This is a genomic window from Actinokineospora lacus (assembly GCF_053813445.1).
In genome coordinates this window covers 117856-140574 of the sequence record NZ_JBQERA010000007.1, presented here as the reverse complement: position 1 = coordinate 140574, position 22719 = coordinate 117856, and the positions used below count along the sequence as shown (strand labels likewise).

The 22719-nt window shown below is 74.1% G+C and carries 25 protein-coding genes; 5 read left to right on the top strand and 20 right to left on the bottom strand.

The features are described from left to right. Positions 1 to 16: 16 nt before the first annotated feature. The 11 genes from ACTG9Q_RS19110 to ACTG9Q_RS19060 form a co-directional block, all read right to left on the bottom strand. A complete protein-coding gene (locus ACTG9Q_RS19110) occupies positions 17 to 367 on the bottom strand; it encodes an STAS domain-containing protein (protein WP_455574173.1) in 351 nt (116 codons plus the stop codon). A 75-nt stretch (positions 368 to 442) separates the two neighbouring features. Beyond that, positions 443 to 1576 carry a Gfo/Idh/MocA family protein gene (locus ACTG9Q_RS19105; protein WP_455574172.1) on the bottom strand — a complete coding sequence of 378 codons (1134 nt, stop codon included), beginning with the start codon at positions 1574 to 1576 and terminating at the stop codon, positions 443 to 445. A 117-nt stretch (positions 1577 to 1693) separates the two neighbouring features. After that, entirely contained in the window at positions 1694 to 2149 is a 456-nt protein-coding gene (locus ACTG9Q_RS19100; RefSeq protein ID WP_455574171.1) for a helix-turn-helix domain-containing protein, read from the bottom strand. Positions 2150 to 2536: 387 nt separating this feature from the next. After that, on the bottom strand, positions 2537 to 2815 hold the full coding sequence (locus ACTG9Q_RS19095) for a DUF202 domain-containing protein (protein ID WP_455574170.1): 279 nt from the start codon (positions 2813 to 2815) through the stop codon (positions 2537 to 2539). Further along, positions 2812 to 3144, bottom strand: a complete 333-nt coding sequence (locus ACTG9Q_RS19090) for a YidH family protein (RefSeq protein ID WP_455574169.1) — start codon at positions 3142 to 3144, stop codon at positions 2812 to 2814. Before ACTG9Q_RS19090 ends, ACTG9Q_RS19095 begins: the two co-directional genes overlap by 4 nt. 157 nt (positions 3145 to 3301) lie before the next feature. After that, positions 3302 to 4198: a 1-phosphofructokinase family hexose kinase gene (locus ACTG9Q_RS19085; protein WP_455574168.1), complete on the bottom strand. Its 897-nt coding sequence runs from the start codon at positions 4196 to 4198 to the stop codon at positions 3302 to 3304. Continuing rightward, a complete protein-coding gene (locus ACTG9Q_RS19080; protein ID WP_455574167.1) occupies positions 4195 to 5040 on the bottom strand; it encodes a class II fructose-bisphosphate aldolase in 846 nt (281 codons plus the stop codon). The genes ACTG9Q_RS19085 and ACTG9Q_RS19080 overlap by 4 nt, the downstream gene beginning before the upstream one ends. Before the next feature lies 1 nt (position 5041). Next, a complete protein-coding gene (locus ACTG9Q_RS19075; RefSeq protein WP_455574166.1) occupies positions 5042 to 5923 on the bottom strand; it encodes an SIS domain-containing protein in 882 nt (293 codons plus the stop codon). Between the two features lie 100 nt (positions 5924 to 6023). Next, positions 6024 to 6479 carry a rhodanese-like domain-containing protein gene (locus ACTG9Q_RS19070; protein WP_455574165.1) on the bottom strand — a complete coding sequence of 152 codons (456 nt, stop codon included), beginning with the start codon at positions 6477 to 6479 and terminating at the stop codon, positions 6024 to 6026. Between the two features lie 77 nt (positions 6480 to 6556). Then, positions 6557 to 7051, bottom strand: coding sequence for a winged helix-turn-helix domain-containing protein (locus ACTG9Q_RS19065; protein WP_455574164.1), 495 nt, complete (start codon positions 7049 to 7051; stop codon positions 6557 to 6559). A gap of 165 nt (positions 7052 to 7216) precedes the next feature. Next, positions 7217 to 8266, bottom strand: a complete 1050-nt coding sequence (locus ACTG9Q_RS19060; protein ID WP_455574163.1) for a hypothetical protein — start codon at positions 8264 to 8266, stop codon at positions 7217 to 7219. A 183-nt stretch (positions 8267 to 8449) separates the two neighbouring features. Between ACTG9Q_RS19060 and ACTG9Q_RS19055 the strand changes: the two genes are divergently transcribed. From ACTG9Q_RS19055 to ACTG9Q_RS19035, 5 genes are all read left to right on the top strand, one after another. Beyond that, positions 8450 to 9214 (top strand): bestrophin-like domain, encoded by a 765-nt coding sequence (locus tag ACTG9Q_RS19055; protein ID WP_455574162.1) that lies wholly within the window; start codon positions 8450 to 8452, stop codon positions 9212 to 9214. After that, positions 9211 to 10512 carry a DUF6923 family protein gene (locus ACTG9Q_RS19050; RefSeq protein ID WP_455574161.1) on the top strand — a complete coding sequence of 434 codons (1302 nt, stop codon included), beginning with the start codon at positions 9211 to 9213 and terminating at the stop codon, positions 10510 to 10512. The genes ACTG9Q_RS19055 and ACTG9Q_RS19050 overlap by 4 nt, the downstream gene beginning before the upstream one ends. 175 nt (positions 10513 to 10687) lie before the next feature. Continuing rightward, a complete protein-coding gene (edd, locus tag ACTG9Q_RS19045; protein WP_455574160.1) occupies positions 10688 to 12568 on the top strand; it encodes a phosphogluconate dehydratase in 1881 nt (626 codons plus the stop codon). Next, positions 12565 to 13158, top strand: coding sequence for a bifunctional 4-hydroxy-2-oxoglutarate aldolase/2-dehydro-3-deoxy-phosphogluconate aldolase (eda, locus tag ACTG9Q_RS19040; protein WP_455574159.1), 594 nt, complete (start codon positions 12565 to 12567; stop codon positions 13156 to 13158). The genes edd and eda overlap by 4 nt, the downstream gene beginning before the upstream one ends. Before the next feature lie 4 nt (positions 13159 to 13162). Continuing rightward, complete coding sequence (locus ACTG9Q_RS19035) at positions 13163 to 13693, top strand: methylated-DNA--[protein]-cysteine S-methyltransferase (RefSeq protein WP_455574158.1); 531 nt, start codon at positions 13163 to 13165, stop codon at positions 13691 to 13693. Between the two features lie 25 nt (positions 13694 to 13718). Here the strand turns inward: ACTG9Q_RS19035 and ACTG9Q_RS19030 are convergent, their stop codons facing one another. The 9 genes from ACTG9Q_RS19030 to ACTG9Q_RS18990 form a co-directional block, all read right to left on the bottom strand. Continuing rightward, complete coding sequence (locus tag ACTG9Q_RS19030; protein ID WP_455574157.1) at positions 13719 to 14384, bottom strand: 4'-phosphopantetheinyl transferase family protein; 666 nt, start codon at positions 14382 to 14384, stop codon at positions 13719 to 13721. Positions 14385 to 14483: 99 nt separating this feature from the next. Further along, on the bottom strand, positions 14484 to 15200 hold the full coding sequence (locus tag ACTG9Q_RS19025) for a class I SAM-dependent methyltransferase (RefSeq protein WP_455574156.1): 717 nt from the start codon (positions 15198 to 15200) through the stop codon (positions 14484 to 14486). 151 nt (positions 15201 to 15351) lie between these two features. Continuing rightward, complete coding sequence (locus ACTG9Q_RS19020) at positions 15352 to 16035, bottom strand: SDR family NAD(P)-dependent oxidoreductase (RefSeq protein ID WP_455574155.1); 684 nt, start codon at positions 16033 to 16035, stop codon at positions 15352 to 15354. A 19-nt stretch (positions 16036 to 16054) separates the two neighbouring features. Next, positions 16055 to 17755 (bottom strand): class E sortase, encoded by a 1701-nt coding sequence (locus ACTG9Q_RS19015; RefSeq protein ID WP_455574154.1) that lies wholly within the window; start codon positions 17753 to 17755, stop codon positions 16055 to 16057. Between the two features lie 82 nt (positions 17756 to 17837). Then, complete coding sequence (locus ACTG9Q_RS19010) at positions 17838 to 18560, bottom strand: FadR/GntR family transcriptional regulator (protein WP_455574153.1); 723 nt, start codon at positions 18558 to 18560, stop codon at positions 17838 to 17840. Then, positions 18544 to 19311 (bottom strand): 3-oxoacyl-ACP reductase, encoded by a 768-nt coding sequence (locus ACTG9Q_RS19005; protein WP_455574152.1) that lies wholly within the window; start codon positions 19309 to 19311, stop codon positions 18544 to 18546. The genes ACTG9Q_RS19010 and ACTG9Q_RS19005 overlap by 17 nt, the downstream gene beginning before the upstream one ends. Then, entirely contained in the window at positions 19312 to 20673 is a 1362-nt protein-coding gene (locus ACTG9Q_RS19000; protein WP_455574151.1) for an aldehyde dehydrogenase family protein, read from the bottom strand. After that, the gene (locus tag ACTG9Q_RS18995) at positions 20670 to 21401 is read right to left on the bottom strand and encodes a gamma-glutamyl-gamma-aminobutyrate hydrolase family protein (protein WP_455574150.1); all 732 of its coding nucleotides are present in this window, start codon (positions 21399 to 21401) and stop codon (positions 20670 to 20672) included. The genes ACTG9Q_RS19000 and ACTG9Q_RS18995 overlap by 4 nt, the downstream gene beginning before the upstream one ends. Continuing rightward, complete coding sequence (locus tag ACTG9Q_RS18990) at positions 21382 to 22719, bottom strand: glutamine synthetase family protein (protein ID WP_455574149.1); 1338 nt, start codon at positions 22717 to 22719, stop codon at positions 21382 to 21384. Before ACTG9Q_RS18990 ends, ACTG9Q_RS18995 begins: the two co-directional genes overlap by 20 nt.

The window sequence follows — 22719 nt, the reverse complement described above, 5'->3', positions numbered from 1 at the left end:
GGGGCGCTGCGGGCGGTCAGCCGTCCTCGGCGAACTCCAGGTCGTCCACGCTGCCCACCGGCAGCGCGGTGTTCATGCCGGTCACCTCGAGCACCCGCGACACCGCCCGCGAGACGTCGGCCAGCAGCAGCCAGCCGCCCATCCGGTGCATCCGCTGCTGGGTCGACAGCAGGGCGTTGACCCCGGCGCAGCCGATGAACTCGGTGTCGGAGAGGTCCACGACCAGCCCGGGCTCGGCCGCGCGGCGATCGGCGACCGCCCCCAGCAGGAACCGCTCCAGGACGCCTGCCGCGACGAGGTCGATCTCCCCGCCGACGGCGACCTGCACCACGCCGAGCGCGGGCGACTCCTCCACACGCAGTTCCACGGGCCACCCCCCCGGGGCTTCAGGTTCGCCTGGGACGTTACCGGCCGTCCGACCCGCCGACGACCCACGATCGAGCTAATCCACCGGAAACCAGTCCGAGATCACTACATCGGGTGCCGGAACGTCCCGTGGCTCACCGCCCGTGCGCACCGAGTCCGTCGCCGCGACCGCGGTGGCGACGGCCTCGCGCGCGGCCAGCGGCGAGGTCAGGGTGGGCGCGCCGGTGCGGACGTGGGCCAGGAACTCCGCCACGATCGCCGGGTCGGCCCCGCCGTGGCCGCCCGCGGACTCACCAATGGGCACCACCCGGTCGGGGGCGGCGTGACCGCGGTGGCGGCGGTCCCACACCCGGACCTCGGCGCCCGGGCCGTCGCCGATGTTCTCCAGCCTGCCCTCGGTGCCGATGACGGTGTAGTTGCGCCAGTAGTCCGGGGTGTAGTGGCACTGCTGGTAGGTCGCGAACACCCCGTTGTCCAAGGCCATCGTCGCCATGGACAGGTCTTCCACGTCGATGACGGGGTTCAGGCCGGTCTGGGCGCGCGGGGGCCAGTGGGTCAGGTACTCGTCCACGTCGTGGGCGGGCAGGTAGCCGGTGCCGCCGCGGTCGGTGATGCCGCCGTACACCGTCAGCGCGCCCATCGCGCTCACGCGGCGGGTGTAGCCGCCTGCCAGCCAGTGGATGATGTCGATGTCGTGGGCGCCCTTCTGCACCAGCAGCCCGGTGCTCTTGGCCCGTTCGGCGTGCCAGTCCTTGAAGTAGAAGTCGCCGCCGTGGCCGACGAAGTGGCGGCACCACACGGCCTTCACCTCGCCGATCGCGCCTGCGGTGATGAGCGAGCGCATCGCGAGGACGACGGGCATGTGCCGCATGTTGTGCCCGACGTAGAGCCCGGACCCGCGCGCGGTGGCCAGGACCCGGTCGCAGTCGGCGGCGGTCAGGGCCAGCGGCTTCTCCACGTACGCCGCGCGCCCGGACCCCAGCACGGCGATGGCGTGCTCGGCGTGCAGGTGGTCCGGGGAGAGCACGAACACCGCGTCCAGGTCCCGCGCCAGCAGCTCGTCGACGGAGGCGCACCCGGCCGCGCCCAGTTCGGCGGCGGCCAGGTCCCGGCGCGCGGGCCGGGGGTCGAAGACCGCGGTGACGCTGCCCGGCGGGCAGTGCCGCAGCAGGGACGCACGCAGGCCGTAGCCGATCACACCGAGACGCACGCGTCCCAATCTATTCGCCGATCCACTCCGGCCGATTCGTTTGGCCGATCCGTTGGGCCGATCCGTTTGGGCCGATCCGTTTTGGCTGGGCTGTTGGACTGGGCTGTTTGGGCTGGGCTATTCGGGATCGGCGCGCAGCATCCGGATCAGGTCGAGCACCGGCAGGCCGCACACGGTGCCCAGGGACTCCAGCGCCGGGTAGTCCAGCTCCCGGACGGGGGTGGCGTGCCTGCCGACCTCGGCCGCGGCCCAGCGCCGCGCCGGGGACAGCTCCGGGCGCTCGTCGATGGCCAGCCGGTGCAGGTCGATCCGCAGGGCGGACGGGTACTCCTCGTGGACGACCCGCCGGTGCACCCGTTCGAGCAGGTCGTGCGGGGACGCGTTGAGCACCCCGCACAGCTCCACGAACCGCACGACGGTGCAGGAGCGGGTCCCGGTCTCGTAGGAGGCGAGGGCCTGCGCGGACAGCCCGCCGGGCAGGCGCTGCACGAGTTGGGCCCGGGTCCACTTGCGGCGCAGGCGCAGCCTCCGCAGTTCCCGACCTAGCGCGCGCTGGTACGCGGCACCGTCCATGTCCCCTGCCCGGCTTGCTTGGCGACGCCGTCCCCGACAGCAGTCTGACCTGCGATTTTCTGACTGGAGGACACGCTACGCACTTTGTCGTCCGACGGAGCCGCGACAGGCGAACTGTTCCACTATCGAGTGAGGACCGCACACGGTCGGTAGAACCCCGTCCACCGTCCGATTACCGGCCGGTAGACCTGGACGTGTCGGCGTGAGCAGCCGATACTGCCTGGGCACCGCATCTTTCGCACCTCGCATCGAGGCCCGCCGCAACCCTCCTCGGCGGGGCGGGGTCCGTGCCGCAGTGCGCGCCCCGGGCCGGTCCGTGCCGTACCGGTTCCGGGGCGCTTCACCAGCCCAGCAGGTCATCCGCCAGCAGACCACCGGCCCAGCAGGTCACCCGCCCAGCAGGTCACCCAGCAGCGCCACCGCGGCGGCCGGTCCGGGCAGCACCGCGCAGACCACCGCCAGCCCCCACAGCCGACCGTCCACCCCGGACCGGTACCGCGACACGCCGCACGCGGCGAACCCGCACGCGCACGCCAGCACCGCCCCGGCCGCGGCGAACCCGACGGGGCCGCGCGCCCCGTGCAGCAGCAGCGCGCCGACCCCGGCGCACGCCAGCGCCGTGCGCCCCCACGCCAGCCGGGTCCGCTCCGCCTGCAACCCGCTCACACCAGCACCAGCGCCAGCACGACGACCGCGACCAGCGCCACCCCGTAGGCCAGCAGCGGCAGCTCCGGCACCCCGGGCAGCGGCCGCCCGTGCCGCATGGCCTGGCGGACCCGACGCCACCGCCGGTGGCTCAGCGCGGCCAGCGCGGCGCCGAGCAGGACCAGCGTGACGCCGATGCCGGTGCGCACCGCGGGCGGTCCGAGCCCCGGCAGGTACTCGGCCACGGCGACGCCCGCGGCGACGAGGGCGAGGGAGGTGCGGACCCAGGCCAGGAAGGTGCGCTCGTTGGCGAGGGTGAACCGGTAGTCCGGCTCCTGCCCGTCGGTCATCGCCAGATCGTAGGTGCCGCGACCCTGGCAGGCGCAGCGAATCCGGCGCCGTGAGAGGCCCAGTGAGAGCAGCCCGGGAGAACGGCCCAGCGAGAACGGCCCAGTAAGAACGGCCCAGCGAGAGCAGCCCTGGGAGGGCGGCGCGGCGGGGCGGCGCCTACAACGCGTGCACGGTGACGTCGATCGAGGCGAGCACGTCCTCGTCCACGCTGCCCGCCAGGGGCGCGGCCACCGCCGCGGCCGACCACGCGGCGGCCGCCCGCAGGCGCTCCGGCCACGCCAGCCCGCGCGCCATCCCGTCGGCCAGCGCGGCCACCGCGGCGTCACCGGCGCCCGTCGGGTTGCCGGTGATCGGCGGCGCCACCGCGCGCCACGCGCCGTCCGGGGTGACCGCGACCATGCCGTCCGCGCCGAGGGACACCACCACCGCGCCCGCCCCGAGCGCGAGCAGGTCCCGCCCGCCCGCGAGGGGGTCGCTCGTCGCCATGGCGGCGCGCAGCTCGTCGAGGTTGGGTTTGAGGACATCGGCCCCGGCGCGGGCGGCGGCGCACAGCGCGGGGCCGCCGACGTCCACCACCACCGGCACACCGCGCTCCCTGGCCAGCGCGACGAACGCGCCGTAGCTGTCCTCGGGCGCTCCCGGCGGGAGGCTGCCCGAGCACACGAGCGCACCCGCGGAGGGCAGGTGGGCGGCGACCAGGTCGCGCAGCCGCGTCCAGTCCATTTCGGACAGCGGTCCGCCCGGCTCGTTGAACATGGTGGCCTCGCGCGCCACGACCGCCACCGTCATCCGGGTCGCCGCCGCCACCGGCAGCAGCTCGTGCGGGAGCCCGGACTCGACGAGGTCGGCGCGCAGCGAGTCGCCGAGGATGCCGCCGACCGGCCCGACCGCCAGGGTGGCGACACCGCGCTGGTGCAGCACCCGACTCACGTTGAAACCCTTGCCGCCCGCGCGTTCCAGCACCGAGCGGATGCGGTGCGTCGTGCCGGGCAGCAGCTGGTCGACGTGGTAGCTGACGTCGAGGGCGGGGTTCGGGGTGCAGGTCAGGATCATCGGGTCAGCACCTGCGCGTTGAGCACCCCGAGCAGCCGCCGCACCTCGGCGGCCACCGCGTCGCGGGCCGGGCCGAGGTACTTGCGGGTGTCCACAAGGGAGGCGTCGGCCAGCGCGGCCCGCACCTCGGCGGTGAAGACCGCGTTGAGGTGGGTGGCGATGTTGACCTTCGTCATGCCTGCCCGCACCGCCGCGCCCAGCACCGGGTCGGGCACGCCGGAGGAGCCGTGCAGGACCAGCGGCACCGGCACCGCGGCCCGCAGCGCCGCGATCAGCGCCAGGTCGAGCACGGCGTCGCGGGTGGTCATGGCGTGGGAGCTGCCCACCGCGACGGCCAGCGCGTCGACGCCGGTGGCGGCCACGAACGCCGCCGCCTCCGCCGGGTCGGTGCGCGCGCCGGGGGCGTGCACGCCGTCCTTGCCGCCGACCTCGCCCAGCTCGGCCTCCACGAAGGCGTCCGCCGCCCGGCACATCCGCACCACGTCCCTGGTCGCCTCGACGTTCGCCGCGTACGGCAGCCGGGAGGCGTCGAACATGACCGAGCCGACACCCAGCGACAGGCCCTCGGCCACCAGCGCGGCGGACTCGACGTGGTCCAGGTGCACCGCCACCGGCACCGGGGCCGCGCGCGCCACGGCCAGGGTCGCGGCGGCGATCGGCTCCAGCGAGCCGTGGTAGCGCACGCAGTTCTCGCTGATCTGCAGGACCACCGGGCTGCCCGCGGCCGCGGCGCCCGCGGCCAGGGCGTAGGCGTGCTCGATCTCGATGACGTTGAACGCGCCGACCCCGTGCCCGCCCGCGTACGCGGCGGCGACGATCTCGGCGGTGGGCACGAGCGGCATGTCAGGCCGTCGCCAGGATCACCGAGCGGCGCAGGCCGCGCGGGCGGTCCGGGTCCAGCCCGCGCCGGGCGGCCATGGCCACCCCGACGCGCTGGGCGAGCACCAGCTCCGCCATGGGGTCGCGGTCGCAGGCGACGAACCGGGCGCCGGTGGCGGCCACCTCGGCGGCCAGCCCGTCCGGCGCGGGCCCGAACATCCAGGTGAGACGGCCGGGTTCGGCGATGCTGATGGGCCCGTGCCGGTACTCCATCGCCGGGTACGCCTCGGTCCACGCCCCCGCGGCCTCGCGCAGCTTGAGCCCCGCCTCCTGGGCCAGCCCGACGGTCCAGCCGCGGCCGAGGAAGGTGACCTGGGTGGCCGAGGCCAGCTCGTCGACGGGCTGGGCGAGCACGGTCTCGGCGTCGGCGACCGCGGCGGTCAGGTCCTCGCCGAGGGAGGCGCGCAGCAGGGCGAGGGTGGAGGTGGCGAAGCGGGTCTGCACCACCGAGCGCTCGTCGGCGAAGTCGAGCACCACGGCGGCGTCGGCGGGCCCGGTGACCGGCGAGCCCGCCACCCCGGTGACCACGACCGTGGGCACCCGGCCCGCGAAGGCCCGCAGCACGTCGACGACCTCGGTGGTGGTGCCGGAGCGGGAGATCGCCACCACCCGGTCGTAGTCGCGGCCCACGGGGGTCTCGGACGCGGCGAAGGCGTCGGTGCGGCCCTGTCCCGAGCCTTCGCGCAGCGCGGCGTAGGACATGGCCATGAACCACGACGTGCCGCAGCCGACCACGGCCACGCTCTCCCCGGGGACGACACCGAGGCCCCCGGACCCGATGTCGGCGGCCCGCCGCCAGCACTCCGGCTGGCTGGCGATCTCGGCCGCGACGAAGGACTCGGACATCCGCGCTCCCCTGCTTGATAGTGCTCGTTTACGAGCATCATCATGCAGTCGTGCACACTATCTGGCAAGAGCACACTTGTCTGGACCACTCGATGGTGGATCAGCAGCCGCAGACCAGGCTCGGCGGCGCGACCAGCGGGTCCGCTTCACCGCGGGTGACGCCGTCCGCGCGCTCGACCGGCAGCCCTTCCCTGGCCCAGTACTCGAAGCCGCCGATCATCTCCTTGACCCGGTACCCGAGCAGGGCGAACTCCAGGGCCGCGCGCGTGGAGCCGTTGCAGCCCGGACCCCAGCAGTAGGTGACGACCGTCGCCGACAGCGGGATCTCGGCCGCGGCGCGGGCGGCGATCTCGGCGGTGGGCACGTGCACCGCGTTCGGCACGTGCCCGGCGTCCCAGCTCTCCCGCGACCGGGAGTCCACCACGACCAGCTCGGCCGCCCCGGCCTCGATGTCGGCGTGCACGTCGCTGACGTCGGTCTCGAAGGCCAGGCGGGCGGCGAAGTGGGCGGCGGCGGCCGCGGGCGGGGCGGGCGCGACGCGGTTCACTGATGTCATGCCGCGAATACTCGCCGCGGGGCGCCGGACCACGACAGTGGCAGTCCTGCCCCCTCTGGGCTAAATCCCGCCAGCGCTCAGCGGAGTTCGACCAGCCGCGGGTCGGTGAGCTGGTAGCCGACCCCGCGCACGGTGCGGATCAGCTCCTCCCCCGCCGCCAGCTTGCCGCGCAGCCTGCGCACGTGGACGTCGACCGTGCGCTCCCCGATGTAGGCGGTGTGCCAGACCTCGCGCATCAGCGTGCGGCGCCGGTGCACCTCGTGCGGGGCCGAGGCCAGGTGGTGCAGGAGGTCGAACTCCAGGCGGGTGAGGCCGATCTCGCTGCCCAGCCAGAACGCCCGCCGGGCCGCGGCGTCCAGCCGCAGCGGCGCCGAGCGCGGCTGGGGCAGCGACACCAGGCGCTCGGGCCCCCCGGAACCGTCGGGCCCCTCGGCGCGGTCGGGCTCCCCGGCGACCGCGCCGAGGGCGCGCAGCGCGTGCAGGAGATCGGCGACCTGGTCGGGGTCGGCGGTGATGTGCAGGGTCAGGGCGACCCGGCGAGGACTCTGCTCGATGACGAGCGGCGCTGCCATGTCAGTTTCCCGGAAGTCGTGTGCGGACGGTGGTGGTGGGAGCACGGCTCGGTCGACACTCGGGCAGGCCGACATCGCCTAGAGTCACCACATCGGGACGCACGGTATCTACTCGACCACTGGAACCCCGTCACGTCAACGCCATCCCGGTAACTGGGACCGTCCTCACTCCAACGGCTGTTCGACGGTCAGGTACGGGTGCAGCACGCCCGGCGAGCGGGGCAGGAACCACTCGTCGAAGTCCAGCCCCGGGGTGCCGAGCAGGTCGATGTCGTCCTCTCCCGCCTCGCTGGGCAGCTCGTAGAGCCGCTCGTGGTCCAGGTCGGTGAAGGCGTGCCGGTCCAGCGCGGCGAAGATCTCCTTCATCGGCAGCTCGTCGAGCAGGTTGGCCAGGTGCAGCTGCACACCGGCCTCGGACTTGAGCACGTGCAGCGCCAGCGCCTCGGCGGTGCACAGCGGCGGCGTCCAGCCCGGCTGGGTCAGCCGGTGGCCCAGGATCGCGGTCACCACGAGGAACTGCTTGGCGAACAGCGCGCCGTAGTGGTCGGCGTAGCGCTGGGGCAGCTGGTTGAGCACGCTCAGCGCCTCGACCTCGCTGGCGGCGGCCTCGGCGTCCTCCAGCTCCTGCACGTCGGCGAACAGCTCGTCGGTCAGGATCTCCATGCCCTGCACCAGGGCGCCCGCCACCAGCGCGGCGGCCTCGGCCGAGATCGGGCAGTCCGGGTCGTCGGCGACGTGGCCGAACGCCGCGGGGGTGAAGGCGGCCAGGGCCGCGCCGGAGCGCAGCAGCTCCGCGCGCAGGGCCTCGACCTCCTCCTCGGTCAGCTCGCCGGGGTCGAGGTCGTCGTCATCGTCGTCGGCGGGCTCGCCCAGGGCGGCCTGGAGGTCGTCGTCGGTGGCGATGACCTCGCAGCGGCCCACCGTCCAGCCGGGCAGCAGCTCGGTCTGCTCCAGCATCTCCGAGAGCACGTGCCGGGCGGCCTCCTCGGCGAAGGTCAGGGCGGGGGCGTCCACCAGCCACGTCACCACCGCGCCGCCGGGGTGCACGGCCACCCGGTGGTCCAGCGGCTCGACCTCGACCCCGTCCGGGCCCTCGATGCCCGCGAGCAGGTCGAGGCGCTCGTCGAGCAGGGCGGCGACCCCGTGGCGCTGCAGCGGGTCGAGTTCGGGCGTCCCGGAGGCGGGCGCGAGGTCCGCGGTGAGCTGGTATTCCACGGGCGCAGTCTAGGAGCGTGCCCGCGAGCCGGGGCAGGCAGCCTGCTCCCGCCACAGGCGGTGATCACCTTCACTCACCTGGGTCGTCTTTCTGCTCCAGACGTGTCTTCGATCTGCCGAACTGTGCCACGACCCTTGGTTCTGGCCCATTGTTGCCCCGACCCAATTCATTGAAAGGCGAGCATGAACATCTATCTGGCCGGATTCCTCTGCGTGCTCGGGGCGGCGGTGTTCGCGGGTCTCGCCGCCTTCGTCGTGCGCCGCGCGGGCGCCGCCCAAGGCGTCGTGGAGAACAACGAGGCCGCCGGACAGGTGTTCACCATCGTCGGCGGCCTGCACGCGGTGCTCATCGCGTTCGTGCTGATCTCGCTGTTCGACGCCGTCAAGGACGCCGAGGACGAGGCGTTCCGGGAGGCCGACGGCCTCGTCGCGACCTACTACGCCGCTGACGCGCTCGGCGAGCCCGTCCGCAGCGAGATCCACGACCTCGCGGTGTCCTACGCGACCCGGGTCGTCGACCAGGAGTGGCCGAGGCTGCAGGCCACCGACACCGAGGTCGGCGACGAGGGCTGGACCGAGCTGGAGCAGATGCGCACCACGGTCAACCGCGCGACGGTGACCGACCTGTGGCAGAACGACCAGAAGACCCTGGCGGCGAGCAAGCTGTGGGAGGTCTACGAGGCCCGGCAGGCCCGGCTGGACGCCGCGGGCAGCGAGAGCATCAAGGCCGTGATGTGGTTCGCGCTGGGCACGGGCAGCCTCATGACCATCGCGCTGCCGCTGATGTTCGGCGGGCCGCGGCGGATAGCGCACATCATCATCGTCTCGGTGCTCGCCGGGACGATGGCCCTGTTGCTGTTCGCCACCTACCAGCTGCAGAACCCCTACGGCGGGGGCGCCGCGCTGGCGCCGGATGCGTTCGAATCCGCGATAGCCCGGCTCCAGTGACCGCCTCCCGCCTGCTGGCCGCGGGCCTCGCCGCGATCGGTCTGGTGGCGGGCGGGGTGCTGGTGCTCGGCGACGGCTCGGGGACCGCGGCGTCCGCGCCGCCCCCGGGCTGCCCGGTGCTGCGGGTCTCCGCGCTCGGCCACGGGGTGTCCACTGTGTACCGGGTGGACCTCGGCACGGGCGGCATGACGCGGCTGCGGACGCTGGACCGCCGGGTGGACGCGATCGGGTACCACCGGGGCCAGGGCGTGGCGTACGGGCTGGCCGGGCGGGGTTCCCCGGGCGCGCACCACGACCGGGCGCGGGTGGTGCGGCTGGCGGCGAACGGGACGCTGACCGACCTGGGCCCGGTGCGCGGGCGGGAGGACCTGTCCGGCGCGTCGGCGGGGGCGGTGGCGGGCGACCTGCTGTACGTGCGGGAAGGCCGGGAACTGCACGGCGTGGACGTCAACCCGGCCAGCGCGAAGTTCCTGACCGTCGTGCGCTCGGTGCGCCTGTGGCCCTCCGAGCTGGCGCACACGGTCGACGACTTCGACTACCGCCCCGCCGACGGCCTGCTCTACGGGGTCAACACGCTGGTGCCGTTCCAGGGCAGGGTCACGCGCATCGATCCGCGGACGGGGCGGGTCGGGCACGCGAACGTGCCGAAGCTGCCCGGCGGGCGGACCTACGGCTCGGTCGCCTTCGGCCCGGACGGCGCGCTGTACGCCGCGAGCAACCGCACCCACCACCACCCCTGGCACGACCACGGCACCCCGTCGCGCAGCAGGCTGATCCGGGTGGCGCTGGCCCCGGGCGCGGTGCCGGTCGAGATCGCCGCGTGGCCGGTGGCCAACCACACCGACATGACCGGCTGCCTGCCCGTGCCGCCGCCACCGACCACGACCCCACCGCCGCCCCCGCCGTCCACCACGGTGCCGCCACCGCCCCCCGCGCCGCCGACGCCGCCCCCACCGGCTCCCGAGCCGCCGGAGCCCCCTGCCGTCGTGCCGCCGGTCGTGCCGCCCGCCGTGCCGCCCGCCGTGCCGCCTGTCGTGCCGCCCACTGTGCCGCCTGTCGTGCCGCCTGTCGTGCCACCTGCCGTGCCGCCGGGGCCGCCAGCGCTTCCGCCGCCGCCACCGGTCCAGCAGCCGAACCCCGTGCCCACGCCGCAGCTGGTGCGCCAGAGCAAGCGCCCGCCGTCCTCGTCCGCCACCCCGGACAACGCCACGGAGGAGAAGCGCCGCTGGGGCCTCACCGCACTGGTGCTGATCCTCGGCGCGAGCGCGGCGGCGTCAGGTGCGCGCAGGCACAGGTAAGGGCGCCGTCAGGGCGTACGGGCATCATCCATTCGGGACACAGCGCGTACGGAGGGTGGCCTGCTGAATCGATTTTGACATCGTCCGTAACACGTCGGTACGGTCTGTGTCGCACCGGCCGGTGGACCGCCAGCGCTGTCGTCTCCCGGATCTGCCCACCGTCGCACTTGCGGAGATGACGGACATGCCGAACCCCCTGCACCCGGTCGTCGCCGAGGTCACCGCTCGGATCGTCGCGCGCAGCGCCGCCGGACGAGCCGCCTACCTGGGGCGGATGGCGCGAGCGGCCTCCACCAGCACCCCCACCCGGGCCGGGCTCGGCTGCAGCAACCTCGCCCACGGCTTCGCCGCCTGCGACGGGCCCGACCGGCTCGCCGTGCGGGGCGTGACGAAGCCCGGGGTCGCGATCGTCTCGGCGTACAACGACATGCTCTCGGCGCACCAGCCGTTCCAGGAGTACCCGGGCTGGATCAAGGCCGCCGTGCGCGAGGCGGGCGGGGTCGCGCAGTTCGCGGGCGGGGTGCCCGCGATGTGCGACGGCATCACCCAGGGCCGGGCGGGCATGGAGCTGTCGCTGTTCAGCCGCGAGGTCATCGCCATGGCCACCGGCATCGCGCTCTCCCACGACATGTTCGACGCGACGCTGCTGCTCGGCGTGTGCGACAAGATCGTCCCCGGGCTGCTGATCGGCGCGCTGGCCTTCGGGCACCTGCCCGCGATCCTGGTGCCCGCCGGGCCGATGGCCTCCGGGCTGCCCAACAACGAGAAGGCCAGGGTGCGCCAGGCGTTCGCCGAGGGCAAGGCCACCCGCGACGACCTGCTGGCCGCGGAGTCGGCGTCCTACCACTCGCCGGGCACCTGCACCTTCTACGGCACCGCGAACTCCAACCAGCTCGTGGTCGAGGTGATGGGCCTGCACCTGCCCGGCGCCAGCTTCATCCCGCCGGGCACCCCGCTGCGCAAGGCGCTCACCGAGGCCGCGGGCAGGCGGGCGGTGGAGATCTCCATGCAGAGCGGCGAGTACACGCCGCTGTCGCGGATCGTCGACGAGCGCGCGGTCGTCAACGGCGTCATCGCGCTGCTGGCCACCGGCGGGTCGACCAACCACACCCTGCACCTGGTGGCGATCGCCGCCGCCGCGGGCATCCGGCTGACGTGGGACGACTTCTCCGACCTCTCGGCGGTCGTGCCGCTGATGGCGCGGGTGTACCCCAACGGCTCCGCCGACATCAACCACTTCGTCGCCGCGGGCGGGGTGCAGTTCCTCATCGGCGAGCTGCTCGACGCGGGCCTGATGCACGGCGACGTGTCCACTGTGGCCGGTCCGGGCCTGGACCGCTACCGCCAGGAGCCGGTGCTCGACGACGGCGTCCTGCGCTGGCGCCCCGGCCTGAGCACCTCCGGCGACCTCGACGTGCTGCGCCCGGCGGGCGACCCGTTCTCCGCCGACGGCGGCCTGCGGATGCTCGCGGGCAACCTCGGCCGGGCGGTGGTCAAGGTCTCGGCGGTGGCGCCGGAGCACCGGGTGGTCGAGGCCCCCGCCCGGGTCTTCACCGACCAGAACCAGGTCGGCGCGGCGTTCAAGGCGGGCGAGCTGGACGGCGACGTGGTGATCGTGCTGCGCCAGCAGGGCCCGCGCGCCAACGGCATGCCCGAGCTGCACGCCCTGACCCCGGCGATGAGCTCGCTGATGGCCCGCGGGCACCGGGTCGCCCTGGTCACCGACGGCCGCATGTCCGGCGCGTCCGGCAAGATCCCCGCCGCCATCCACCTCACCCCGGAGGCGGCGGCGGGCGGCCCGATCTGCCTCATCCGCGACGGCGACCTCGTGCGCCTCGACGCCGAGCGCGGCACCCTGTCGCTGCTGGTGGAGTCCGACATCCTGGCCGCCCGCCACCCGGTCGACGCCCCCCGCGAGGACGACGAGTGGACCGGCACCGGCCGCGAGTTGTTCGCCGCCTTCCGCCACGCCGTCGGCCCCGCCGACCACGGCGCCACCGTCTTCGGCCCCACCTTCGCCGACGCCGACCTCGACGAGCTGGAGTTCTCGGCATGAGCCTGCTGGACATCGCCCCGGTCGTCCCGGTCGTCGTCATCGACGACGCCGCGCAGGCCGTCCCGGTGGCGCAGGCCCTGGTGCGCGGCGGCATCGGGATCATCGAGGTCACCCTGCGCACGCCCGCGGCGCTGGACGCCATCGAGCGCATCGCCGCCGAGGTCCCGGGGATCGTCGTGGGCGCGGGCACGGTGACCACGCCGGAACTGGCGGCGCGCGCGGGCGCGGCGGGGGCACGGTTCCTGGTCACCCCCGGCACGACCGACCGCGTCCTGGACGCCGCCGTCGCGACCGGGCTGCCGGTGCTGCCGGGGGCGGCGACGGTCTCGGAGGCGATGCGGCTGGCCGAGCGCGGGTTCACCGAGCTGAAGTTCTTCCCCGCCGAGGCCGCGGGCGGCGTGCCGTACCTGAAGTCCATCGCGGGCCCGCTGCCGGACCTGCGCTTCTGCCCCACCGGTGGGATCACCGCGGCGACCGCCGCGTCGTACCTGGCCCTGCCGACCGTGGGCTGCGTCGGCGGCAGCTGGCTCACCGCGGGCAGCCTCACCCAGGTCGAGACCTTCGCCAAGGAGGCGGCGGGCCTACGCTGATCGCGTGATCGCCTACGCCCTTTTCGACACCGACCTCGGCGAGTGCGGCATCGCCTGGGGTCCGCGCGGCATCACCGCGGTGCAGCTGCCCGACCCCGATCCCGCGGCGACTGTCGCCCGCCTGCGCAGGCACGCCCCCGGCCCGGCCGAGCCGACCGGAGCGGTGCTCGCCGCGATCAGTCGCGTCCAGGGGCTGCTGAGCGGCGTCAAGGACGACCTCGCCGACATCGACCTGGACCCGACCGGCGTCACCGAGTTCAACCTCGCCGTCTACGCCGCCACCCGCGCCATCCCGCCCGGGGAGGTGACCACCTACGGCGCGATCGCCCAGCGCGTCGGCGCGCCGGGGTCGGCGCAGGCCGTGGGGCGGGCGCTGGGCCGCAACCCGTACCCGATCATCGTGCCCTGCCACCGGGTGATGGGCGCCGACGGCCGCATGGTCGGCTTCTCCGCCCCCGGCGGGACGGCCACCAAGCTGCGGATGCTCGCCGTCGAGGGCGCGGCCGACCCCTACGGCCAAGAGGCCCTGTTCTAGAGGCCCCCGTTCTGGAAGCCCTGTTCTAGCTGTCCGCCTTGTTCAGCACGGCGATCGCCGTGATGCCCAGGCCGTTGCCGACGACCCAGCGCCCGCTGAACCCGGTGATCTCCACCCCGTCGACCACCGGCCCGGCCACGAGCAGCTCGGCCCGGAACGTCCCGGCCGGGTCGAACTCCACCCGCGCGTCGGAGAAGCCGAGCCACTTGCGGGCCAGGGGGAACCACGCCTTGTAGACGCTCTCCTTGGCAGCGAACAACAGTTTGTCCCAGTGCACGTCCGGGTGGGACTCGCTGAGCATCGACAGCTGAGCGCGCTCCTCGGGCAGCGACACCGCCTGCAGCACGCCCTCCGGCAGCGGCACGTGCGGCTCGGCGTCGATGCCGACGCTGTGCAGGTCGACGTCGTTGGCCAGCACGGCGGCCCGGTACCCGGCGCAGTGGGTCATGCTGCCGACGATGCCCTCCGGCCAGCGCGGCGCGCCCTTGTCCCCCGGCAGGATCGCCGTCGCGGGCCTGCCCAGGCGCACCAGGGCCTGGCGCGCGCAGTGGCGGACCGTGGTGAACTCGCGGCGGCGCTTGTCGACCGCCTTGGCCACCACGGGCTCCTCCTCCGGGAGCAGCACGGCGTCCGGCGGGTCGTCGTACGCCTCGACCGCGACGACGGCGGCGGGCAGGATGCTCTCGATCACGTCGGCCCCACGTTCTCGTACCCCTAGCGTTGGCGGGTCATCGACGATGATGCCGGACCGGGTCCGATCGACACACCCATTCGACCGGACCCGTCGGATTTAGCGCCGGTTGCGCCCGACGATGTAGACCATCGGCAGGTGTAGCGGCGTCCCGTCCGGCAGCTCGTCGGTCCCGTGCAGGTCGGCGTCACCGGTGGTGACGATCTCCAGGCCCGCGCCGTCCAGCAGGGATTGCAGCTTGCCCTCCGACCAGGCCGCCGGGGTCAGCCCGTACTTGAACACCCGCTGAAGCTTGGGCACCGCGTCCGGGCTCTGCCCGAGCGCGGCCTTCATCCCCGCCGACGCCGAGGGCGCGAGTTCGACGTTGAAGACGTGCCCGGTGGCGCCCAGCAGCACCGACAGCGACGCCGCCGCGGCCGGGCGGTCCTCATCGGGCATCTGGTGCAGCACGCCGCGCATGTAGACGTTGACGTCGCCGAGTTCCTCGCGCAGCGCGCGGGCGGCGTCGGCGTCGGTCAGGTCGAAGCGGCGGAAGGTGGCGGCGGTGCCCGCCCGCAGGTCCCGCGCGTGTTCGATCGCCGACTCGGCGAAGTCCACGCCGATCACCCTGGGGAAGTGCTCGGCCAGCGCCGCGGTTTGGGTGCCGTTGCCGCAGCCGATGTCGACCACCGGCAGGGCGGGGTCGAAGTGCGGCCGGAACAGCGGCAGCTGCGCGGTCGCGGTGACCGCCGCCGCGCTGTCCCACACGGGCAGCCCGTGTTCTCGGGGCAGCTCGCGCCAGTAGCTTTCCCAGTTCTCGTTCACCTGATGGTTCACATGTCCTCCACCGAACAGCCCAGAAACGCTTTCGGTCTACGGCCACATGATCCGATGATGCAAGTTTTCACTCTCCAGAGTGACCCTACTAACACTCTCCGCAACCGTGCGTGAGCCGTGATCACCCAGGGTGTCCACTATGGACGGCGGTTCAGCCCGCCACGGGCACGTGGGCCCCGCTCACCGCCGACGCCCCCTCGCCGCAGAGGAACAGCACGGTCTCGGCGATGCGCTCCGGGGACACCCAGCCCGCCCGGTCGGAGCCGGGCATGGCGGCGCGGTTGGCCGGGGTGTCGATCACGCCGGGCAGGATCGCGTTGGCCCGCACGCCGTCGCCGCCGTACTCCGCGGCCAGCGCGTCCACCAGGCCCAGCACGGCCGTCTTCGCGGTGATGTACGCCGAGGCGCCCGAGAACGGCCGCACCGCGGCCCTGGCGGACACGCACACGATCGACCCGCCGCCCCCGGCGATCAGGTGCGGCAGCGCGGCCTGGCTGACCAGGTACGTCGGGCGCAGGTTGAGCCGCAGCAGCCGCTCGAACTCCGCGACCGGCGTCTCGTGCAGCCGCCCGCCCATCGCGAACCCGCCGACGAGGTTGACCACCGCCCGCAGCGGGGCGCCCGGGTCGGCGGCGGCCAGCGCCACGCAGGCGCTCACCTCGGGCTCGCTGAACAGGTCGGCCCGGTGCAGCACCAGCCGCTCGTGCTTGGGCACCCGCGCCAGCTCGTCCTTGACGATCCAGGGCACCACCACCCGCCAGCCCGCCGCCAGCAGCGCCGCGCTCACCGCGCCGCCGAGCCCACCTGTCCCGCCGGTCACCAACGCAGTCGCCATGACCCCATCCTGGCAGGCGCTAAACCCCCTCGGACAGCTCGGCGGGGACGGCGGCCGGGTCGGCGGCCTTGGGCTGCCCGCGGACCAGGACCGCGTGCACGATCATGCGCTGGCGGTTGGAGAACTTGGGGTGGCAGGTGGTCAGCGTGAGCAGGCTCTTGAGCTGGTCCTTGGCCACGGTGGCGGCCTCGTTGCCCGGCACGGGCGCGACGACCTCGTTCTGGGCGGGGGTCACGATGCGGCGCCCCACCGCGGCGGCGTACTCGCCGTCGAGGGCCGAGACCCCCGCGCAGCGCTCGTCGGCCGGGTCGACGGGGAGCCGCTCGGTGGGCAGCATCCGGTAGACGTACCAGTCGGTCTGGGTCTCCACGACGATGGCGTCGCAGGGGTTGAGCAGGTCGAGGTCGTTGAACGGCGCGCCCTTGCCGACCCGGTGGCCCGCGACGGCGAAGTTGCCGGGCTGCCCCGGCGGGGCGGACTTCTTGTAGTGGCCGGGGCCGACCTCCAGGTTCTTCTCGGAGGTGCCCTCCACGATGGTGAAGCTGTAGTCGGGGCCCAGGACCGGGATGTAGAGCTTGGCGATGCCCTCGCCGTCGGCGAACTCGAAGCGCTGCACGCGCTCGGGGTCCTCGGCCGGGGCCTCCCACTGGCGGTCGAGGTCGGCGGTGACGTCGGCCTGCTTCTGCGCCGACACCAGGTCGGTGACCCACACCTCGTAGACGACGAACAGCAGGATCACCAGGCCCATGGTGACCATCAGCTCACCGAAGCCGCGAATGACCAGCGCACCTGCGCTCGACTTGGGCTTCGGCCGCTCGGCGCTGTCGTCGGTGTCGGTGTTGTCGGTGCTGTCGTCACTGTCCTTGCCGCCGGGCTCGTCGTCCTCGGGCGGGTAGTGCTCGACCGGCATGTCGACGAACTCGGTGGGCCCCTCGACGGGCGCGCCCGGCCGCAGCGAGCCGCGCACGACCGGGATGTACTCGGTCGGCTCGTCGTCGGGCCGGACCGGCCGCAGCACCGTGGTCGGCGCGTCCGCCGGATGCGGCGGAACCCCAGGGCGACCGGGCCCGCCATCGCGCACGGGCGGCCCGGGGGCGCGCGCGGGCCTGCCCGGCACCCCGTCGGGGGACGGGCGCACGGGCTGGACCGCGTTCCCGTGGCGCGAGGACCCCTCGGCCGACACCGCGGCGGTCCGCACCGTGGGCTGGTCAGCCCCGTCCACGACACCATGACGTGAGGCCCCGGGCGGCCCCTCGGCGCCATGGCGCGAAGGCTGCTCGGGGGGCGGCGGGGTGCCGTTGCGCGGAGGGTGGACCGGCGCCGCACGGCGCGGAGGCCGCTCGTGGTGGGCCGGGGCGCCGTTGCGCGCCGGTTCCTCCGGCCGCACCGGCGCCCTGTGGCGCGAGGACTGCTCGGGGGGCGCCGCGGCGCCGTGGCGCGCCTGCCGCTCGGAAGTGACCGGAGCGCCGTGTCGAGGCGGCTCGGGGTGGACCGGAGCGCCGTTGCGGGCTGGGGGGTCGGGATAGACCGGGGTGCCGTTGCGGGCTGGGGGGTCGGGATAGACCGGGGTGCCGTTGCGGGCTGGGGGGTCGGGGTGGACCGGGGTGCCGTTGCGCGGGGTGTGGGGTGGGGGCATCGGGGTGCCGCGGGGGGCCGTGCGCGGTGGGGTGGGGCGGTGGGGGTCGGGTGGGCCGGGGAGGCGCGTCGGTGGCTGCTCCACCTCGCCTCACCCCCCTTCGCCGCGTGCTGACCCCCGCCAAGACGATAAGGCAAGCGGGCGTACGGGTGGTGTTAGTCCCGCCTCAGGCGAGGAAGCCGCGCAGCAGTGTAGCCGTTCCCGAGAGGTGTTCGGCCATGGCCGCGCGGGCCGCCTGCGGGTCGCCGTCGAGGATGGCGTCGACCACCGCGCGGTGCTGGTGGTCGGAGTGCTCGATGTTGGCCGCGATCGGCGGGATGGCGTCGAGCAGGGCATCCAGTCGGGCGCGCAGGTCGGCCACGGCGGCGGTCAGGGTGGGGGCGGCGGCCGCGGCGGCGACGGCCAGGTGCAGGCGGGCGTCGCGGCGGCGGTAGTCGACCACCATGGAGCCGGTGCACTCGGCCAGCCGCGCGCGCAGGTGGCGCCGGGTGGTGGGGTCCAGCGCGCGGGCGGCCGCGGCCTCGGCGGCGCCGGTCTCCAGCACGTGCCGCAGCGTGATCACGTCCTCCAGGTCCGCGGCCAGCCCGGGGGTGGGCGGGACGGGGTGGGCGGGGCGCAGCGAGCGGACGAACGTGCCGCCGTAGCGGCCGCGCCTGCTCTCCACGTACCCCGCCTCCTGCAGGGCGTGCAGGGCCTCGCGCAGGGTGACGCGACTCACGCCCAGCCGGGCGGCCAGGTCGCGTTCCGGGGGCAGCCGCTCCCCCGGCGCGGCGAGGCCGAGCCGGATGGCCTGCAGCAGCCGCGCCAGGGTCTCCTCGAAGGCGTTTCCCGCTCTGACCGGGCGCAGCAGCGCGTCGGCGAGCGGATCGGGGTCAGAGCGGAGTGACATACGCGCCGGAGATCCCGCCGTCGACCAGGAACGACGACGCGGTGATGAAGGAGGAGTCGTCCGAGGCCAGGAACGCCACCGCGGCGGCGATCTCCTCCGGTTCGGCGAAGCGGCCCATGGGCACGTGCACCAGCCGCCGCGCGGCCCGCTCCGGGTCGGCGGCGAACAGTTCCCGCAACAGCGGGGTGTTCACCGGTCCTGGGCACAGGGCGTTGACCCTGATGCCCTCGCGGGCGAACTGCACGCCCAGCTCGCGGCTCATGGCCAGCACGCCGCCCTTGGAGGCGGTGTAGGAGATCTGCGAGGTGGCCGCGCCCATCACCGCGACGAACGACGCGGTGTTGATCACCGAGCCGCGGCCCTGGGTGCGCATGTGGCCGATGGCGTGCTTGCAGCACAGGTACACCGAGGTCAGGTTGACCTGCTGCACGCGGTGCCAGGCGTCGGGCCCGGTGGTGAGGATCGAGTCGTCGTCCGGCGGGGAGATGCCCGCGTTGTTGAACGCCACGTCCAGGCTGCCGTAGGTGTCCACGGCGGTGTCGAACAGCGCGGCCACCTCGGTCTCGTCGGTGACGTCGCAGCGCACGAACAGCCCGTCGACCTCGGCCGCCGCCGCCTCGCCGCCGTCGGTGTCCACATCGCCGATGACGACGCGCGCGCCCTCCTCGGCCAGCCGCCGCACCGAGGCCAGCCCGATGCCGCTCGCCCCGCCGGTGACGACCGCGACCCGCCCATCCAGCCGCTTGCCCATTCAGCCCTCCGCACTCAGGAACACGGTCTTGACGTCGGTGAAGCCCGCCAGCGCGTCCGGCCCCAGCTCGCGGCCGAGCCCGGACTGCTTGAACCCGCCGAAGGGCGTCCAGTAGCGCACCGACGAGTGCGAGTTGACCGAGAGGTTGCCCGCCTCGACGCCGCGCGCGACCCGCAGCGCCCGGCCGACGTCGCGGGTCCAGATCGAGCCGGAGAGCCCGTACTCGGTGTCGTTGGCCTGGGCGACGGCGTCGTCCTCGTCGTCGAAGGGCAGCACGGCCACCACCGGGCCGAACACCTCGTCGGTGACCGCGCGGTGCTCGCCCGAGATGGGGGCGAGCACGGTCGGCGGGAACCAGTAGCCCGGCCCCCGCACGGTCTGGCCCTGGAAAGCGATCGGAGCGCCGTCCACATAGGACGCGACGCGGTCGCGGTGCGCGGCGGTGATCAGCGGGCCCATGTCGGTGCCGGGGTCGGCGGGGTCGCCCACCGCGACGGCCTTCACCGCGGGCTCCAGCAGCTCCATGAACCGGTCGTAGGCCGAGCGCTGCACGAGGATGCGCGAGCGCGCGCAGCAGTCCTGCCCGGCGTTGTCGAAGACCGCCATCGGCGCGGTGGCCGCGGCGCGCTCCAGGTCGGCGTCGGCGAAGACCACGTTGGCGCTGTTGCCGCCCAGCTCCAGGGTCACCCGCTTCACCTGGTCGGCGCAGCCCGCCATGATGAGCCTGCCCACCTCGGTGGACCCGGTGAACACCACCTTGCGCACCAGCGGGTTCGTCACGAACCGCTGCCCCACAACGGGTCCGGCGCCGGGGACGACCTGGAAGACCGCGGGCGGGATGCCCGCCTGCCTGGCCAGCCCGGCCAGCCGCAGCGCGGTCAGCGGGGTGGCCTCGGCGGGCTTGAGCACGACGGTGTTGCCCGCGGCCAGCGCGGGGGCGAACCCCCAGGCCGCGATCGGCATGGGGAAGTTCCACGGCGCGATGACCCCGACCACGCCCAGCGGCTCGTGGAAGGTGACCGCGACCCCGCCCGCGACCGGGATCTGCTGTCCGACAAGGCGTTCCGGGCCGCCGGCGTAGTAGTGCAGCACGTCGCGGACGTTGCCCGCCTCCCAGCGGGCGTTGCCGATGGTGTGCCCGGCGTTGCGCACCTCCAGCGCGGCCAGGTGCTCCAGGTCGGCGTCGACGGCCTCGGCGAAGCGGCGCAGCAGCCGGGCCCGGTCGCCGGGGGCCACCGCGCGCCAGGCGGGCAGCGCGGCGTGCGCGGCGGCGATGGCGGCGTCGGCCTGGTCGACCGAGGCCAGCTCGACGGTCTCGATGACCTCCTCGGTTGCCGGGTCGCGCACGGCGTGGCTGGTCAACGGGCTGCCCTCCGGCGATCGGCGGCGTCCACCAGGGCCGCGAACAGGCGGACGTCGTCGGCGTTCTGCTCGGGGTGCGACTGCACGCCCACGACGAAGCCCGCGCTCGGGATCTCCAGGCCCTCGACCGTGCCGTCGGCGGCGTGCGCGCTGAGCTCGATGCCCCGGCCGACGCGGTCGATGGACTGGTGGTGGTGGCAGGCGACCTGGACCCGCGCGCCCAGGATCGACGCGAGCCTGCTGCCGGGCTCGGTGGCGACCTCGGTCTTGCCGAACATCGCCACCTCGGGCTGGTGGTCGTTGGTGCCGACGCGCTCGGGGGTGTGCTGGTGCAGGGTGCCGCCGAGCACGACGTTGAGCACCTGCATCCCCCGGCACACCGCCAGCAGCGGCAGGCCCATCTCCAGCGCGGCCTCGGTCAGGGCGAACTCGGCGGCGTCGCGCAGGGGCTGGGGCGTGCCGGTGGTGGGGTGCGGGGCCTGGCCGTAGCGGCGGGGGTCGATGTCCGCGCCGCCGGAGAGCACCAGGCCGTCGAGCCAGTCGAGGGTCCCGGGGCGCCAGTCGCCGATCGGCGGCAGCAGCACGGCGTTGCCGCCCGCGGCGCGCACGGACTCCACGTACTCGCGGTGCAGCACCGCCGCCTCGGTCTCCCAGATCCCGAACGTCGAGTGCTCCAGGTAGGTGGTGACGCCGATGACCGGCGGGCGTCTAGAGCCGTTCGAAGCCACGCGCCAGCTCCCAGTCCGTCACCGCGGCGTCGAAGGCGGCCTGCTCGACCCGCGCGGCGTTGAGGTAGTGCTCGACGACGTCGTCGCCGAAGGCCGCGCGCGCGATGGCGCTGTCGTCGAGGACCAGCGCCGCATCGCGCAGGGTGGCGGGCACCCGGGGTTTGTCCGAGGCGTAGGCGTTGCCGGTGAACTCCGCCTCCGGCTCAAGGCCGTTCTCGATGCCGTGCAGGCCCGCGGCGACCATGGCGGCCACCGCGAGGTAGGGGTTGACGTCGCCGCCGGGCACCCGGTTCTCCACCCGCCGGGCCTCCCCGTGGCCGACCACCCGCAGCGCGCACGTGCGGTTGTCCACGCCCCAGGCGACCGCGGTCGGGGCGAAGGAGCCCGGTGCGAAACGCTTGTAGGAATTGATGTTCGGGGCGTAGAGCGCGGTGAACTCGCGCAGGCAGGCCAGCTGGCCCGCGAGGAAGCCCCGGAAGTCCTCCTCGCCGAGGGTCTCCCCGTTCGAGCGCAGGCTCATGTGGATGTGGCAGGAGTTGCCCTCGCGCTCGTTGTACTTGGCCATGAAGGTCAGGCTGCGCCCGTGCTTGGCCGCGATCTCCTTGGCGCCGGTCTTGTAGACGGCGTGGTTGTCGCAGCTCGCCAGCGCCCCGGCGTAGCGGAAGACGATCTCGTGCTGGCCGGGGTTGCACTCCCCCTTGGCCGACTCGACGTACAGGCCCGCCCCGGTCATCGCGTTGCGGATGTCGCGCAGGACCGGTTCGACGCGGCCGGTGCCGAGCAGGGAGTAGTCGACGTTGTACTGGTTGGCGGGCGTGAGGTCCTGGTAGCCGCCGCGGTGGGCGTCCTCGTAGGTGTCGTCGAACAGGATGAACTCCAGCTCGGTGCCCACGTAGGCGGCCAGCCCGTGCTCGGCGAGCCGGTCGAGCTGGCGCTTGAGCACCTGGCGCGGCGACGGCGCGACCGGGGTGCCGTCGAGGTTGAGCACGTCGGCCTGGACCATCGCGGTGCCCTCGTGCCAGGGCAGCAGCCGCAGCGTGGCGAGGTCGGGCTGGAGCAGGAAGTCGCCGTAGCCGCGGTCCCACGAGGAGGTCCGGTAGCCCGCGACGGTGTTCATCTCGACGTCGACGGCCAGCAGGTAGTCGCACGCCTCGGTGCCGTGGGCCAGGACCTCCTCCAGGAAGTACCGCGCCCCGCAGCGCTTGCCCTGCAGACGGCCCTGCATGTCGGTGAGCGCCACCAGGACGGTGTCGACCCCGCCCGCGGCCACCAGCTCCCTGAGCCGATCCACCGACAACGGCGCCCCAACGTCGCGCAT

Excerpts from the sequence above, each read along its gene's own strand:
- ACTG9Q_RS19010 (WP_455574153.1), bottom strand. The coding sequence starts at position 18,560 with ATGTCACTCCGCTCTGACCCCGATCCGCTCGCCGACGCGCTGCTGCGC.
- ACTG9Q_RS18990 (WP_455574149.1), bottom strand. The coding sequence starts at position 22,719 with ATGCGCGACGTTGGGGCGCCGTTGTCGGTGGATCGGCTCAGGGAGCTG.
- ACTG9Q_RS19070 (WP_455574165.1), bottom strand. The coding sequence starts at position 6,479 with ATGACATCAGTGAACCGCGTCGCGCCCGCCCCGCCCGCGGCCGCCGCC.
- ACTG9Q_RS19090 (WP_455574169.1), bottom strand. The coding sequence starts at position 3,144 with ATGACCGACGGGCAGGAGCCGGACTACCGGTTCACCCTCGCCAACGAG.
- ACTG9Q_RS19100 (WP_455574171.1), bottom strand. The coding sequence starts at position 2,149 with ATGGACGGTGCCGCGTACCAGCGCGCGCTAGGTCGGGAACTGCGGAGG.
- ACTG9Q_RS19080 (WP_455574167.1), bottom strand. The coding sequence starts at position 5,040 with ATGCCGCTCGTGCCCACCGCCGAGATCGTCGCCGCCGCGTACGCGGGC.
- ACTG9Q_RS19005 (WP_455574152.1), bottom strand. The coding sequence starts at position 19,311 with ATGGGCAAGCGGCTGGATGGGCGGGTCGCGGTCGTCACCGGCGGGGCG.
- ACTG9Q_RS19085 (WP_455574168.1), bottom strand. The coding sequence starts at position 4,198 with ATGATCCTGACCTGCACCCCGAACCCCGCCCTCGACGTCAGCTACCAC.
- ACTG9Q_RS19075 (WP_455574166.1), bottom strand. The coding sequence starts at position 5,923 with ATGTCCGAGTCCTTCGTCGCGGCCGAGATCGCCAGCCAGCCGGAGTGC.
- eda (WP_455574159.1), top strand. The coding sequence starts at position 12,565 with ATGAGCCTGCTGGACATCGCCCCGGTCGTCCCGGTCGTCGTCATCGAC.
- ACTG9Q_RS19065 (WP_455574164.1), bottom strand. The coding sequence starts at position 7,051 with ATGGCAGCGCCGCTCGTCATCGAGCAGAGTCCTCGCCGGGTCGCCCTG.
- edd (WP_455574160.1), top strand. The coding sequence starts at position 10,688 with ATGACGGACATGCCGAACCCCCTGCACCCGGTCGTCGCCGAGGTCACC.
- ACTG9Q_RS19020 (WP_455574155.1), bottom strand. The coding sequence starts at position 16,035 with ATGGCGACTGCGTTGGTGACCGGCGGGACAGGTGGGCTCGGCGGCGCG.
- ACTG9Q_RS19055 (WP_455574162.1), top strand. The coding sequence starts at position 8,450 with ATGAACATCTATCTGGCCGGATTCCTCTGCGTGCTCGGGGCGGCGGTG.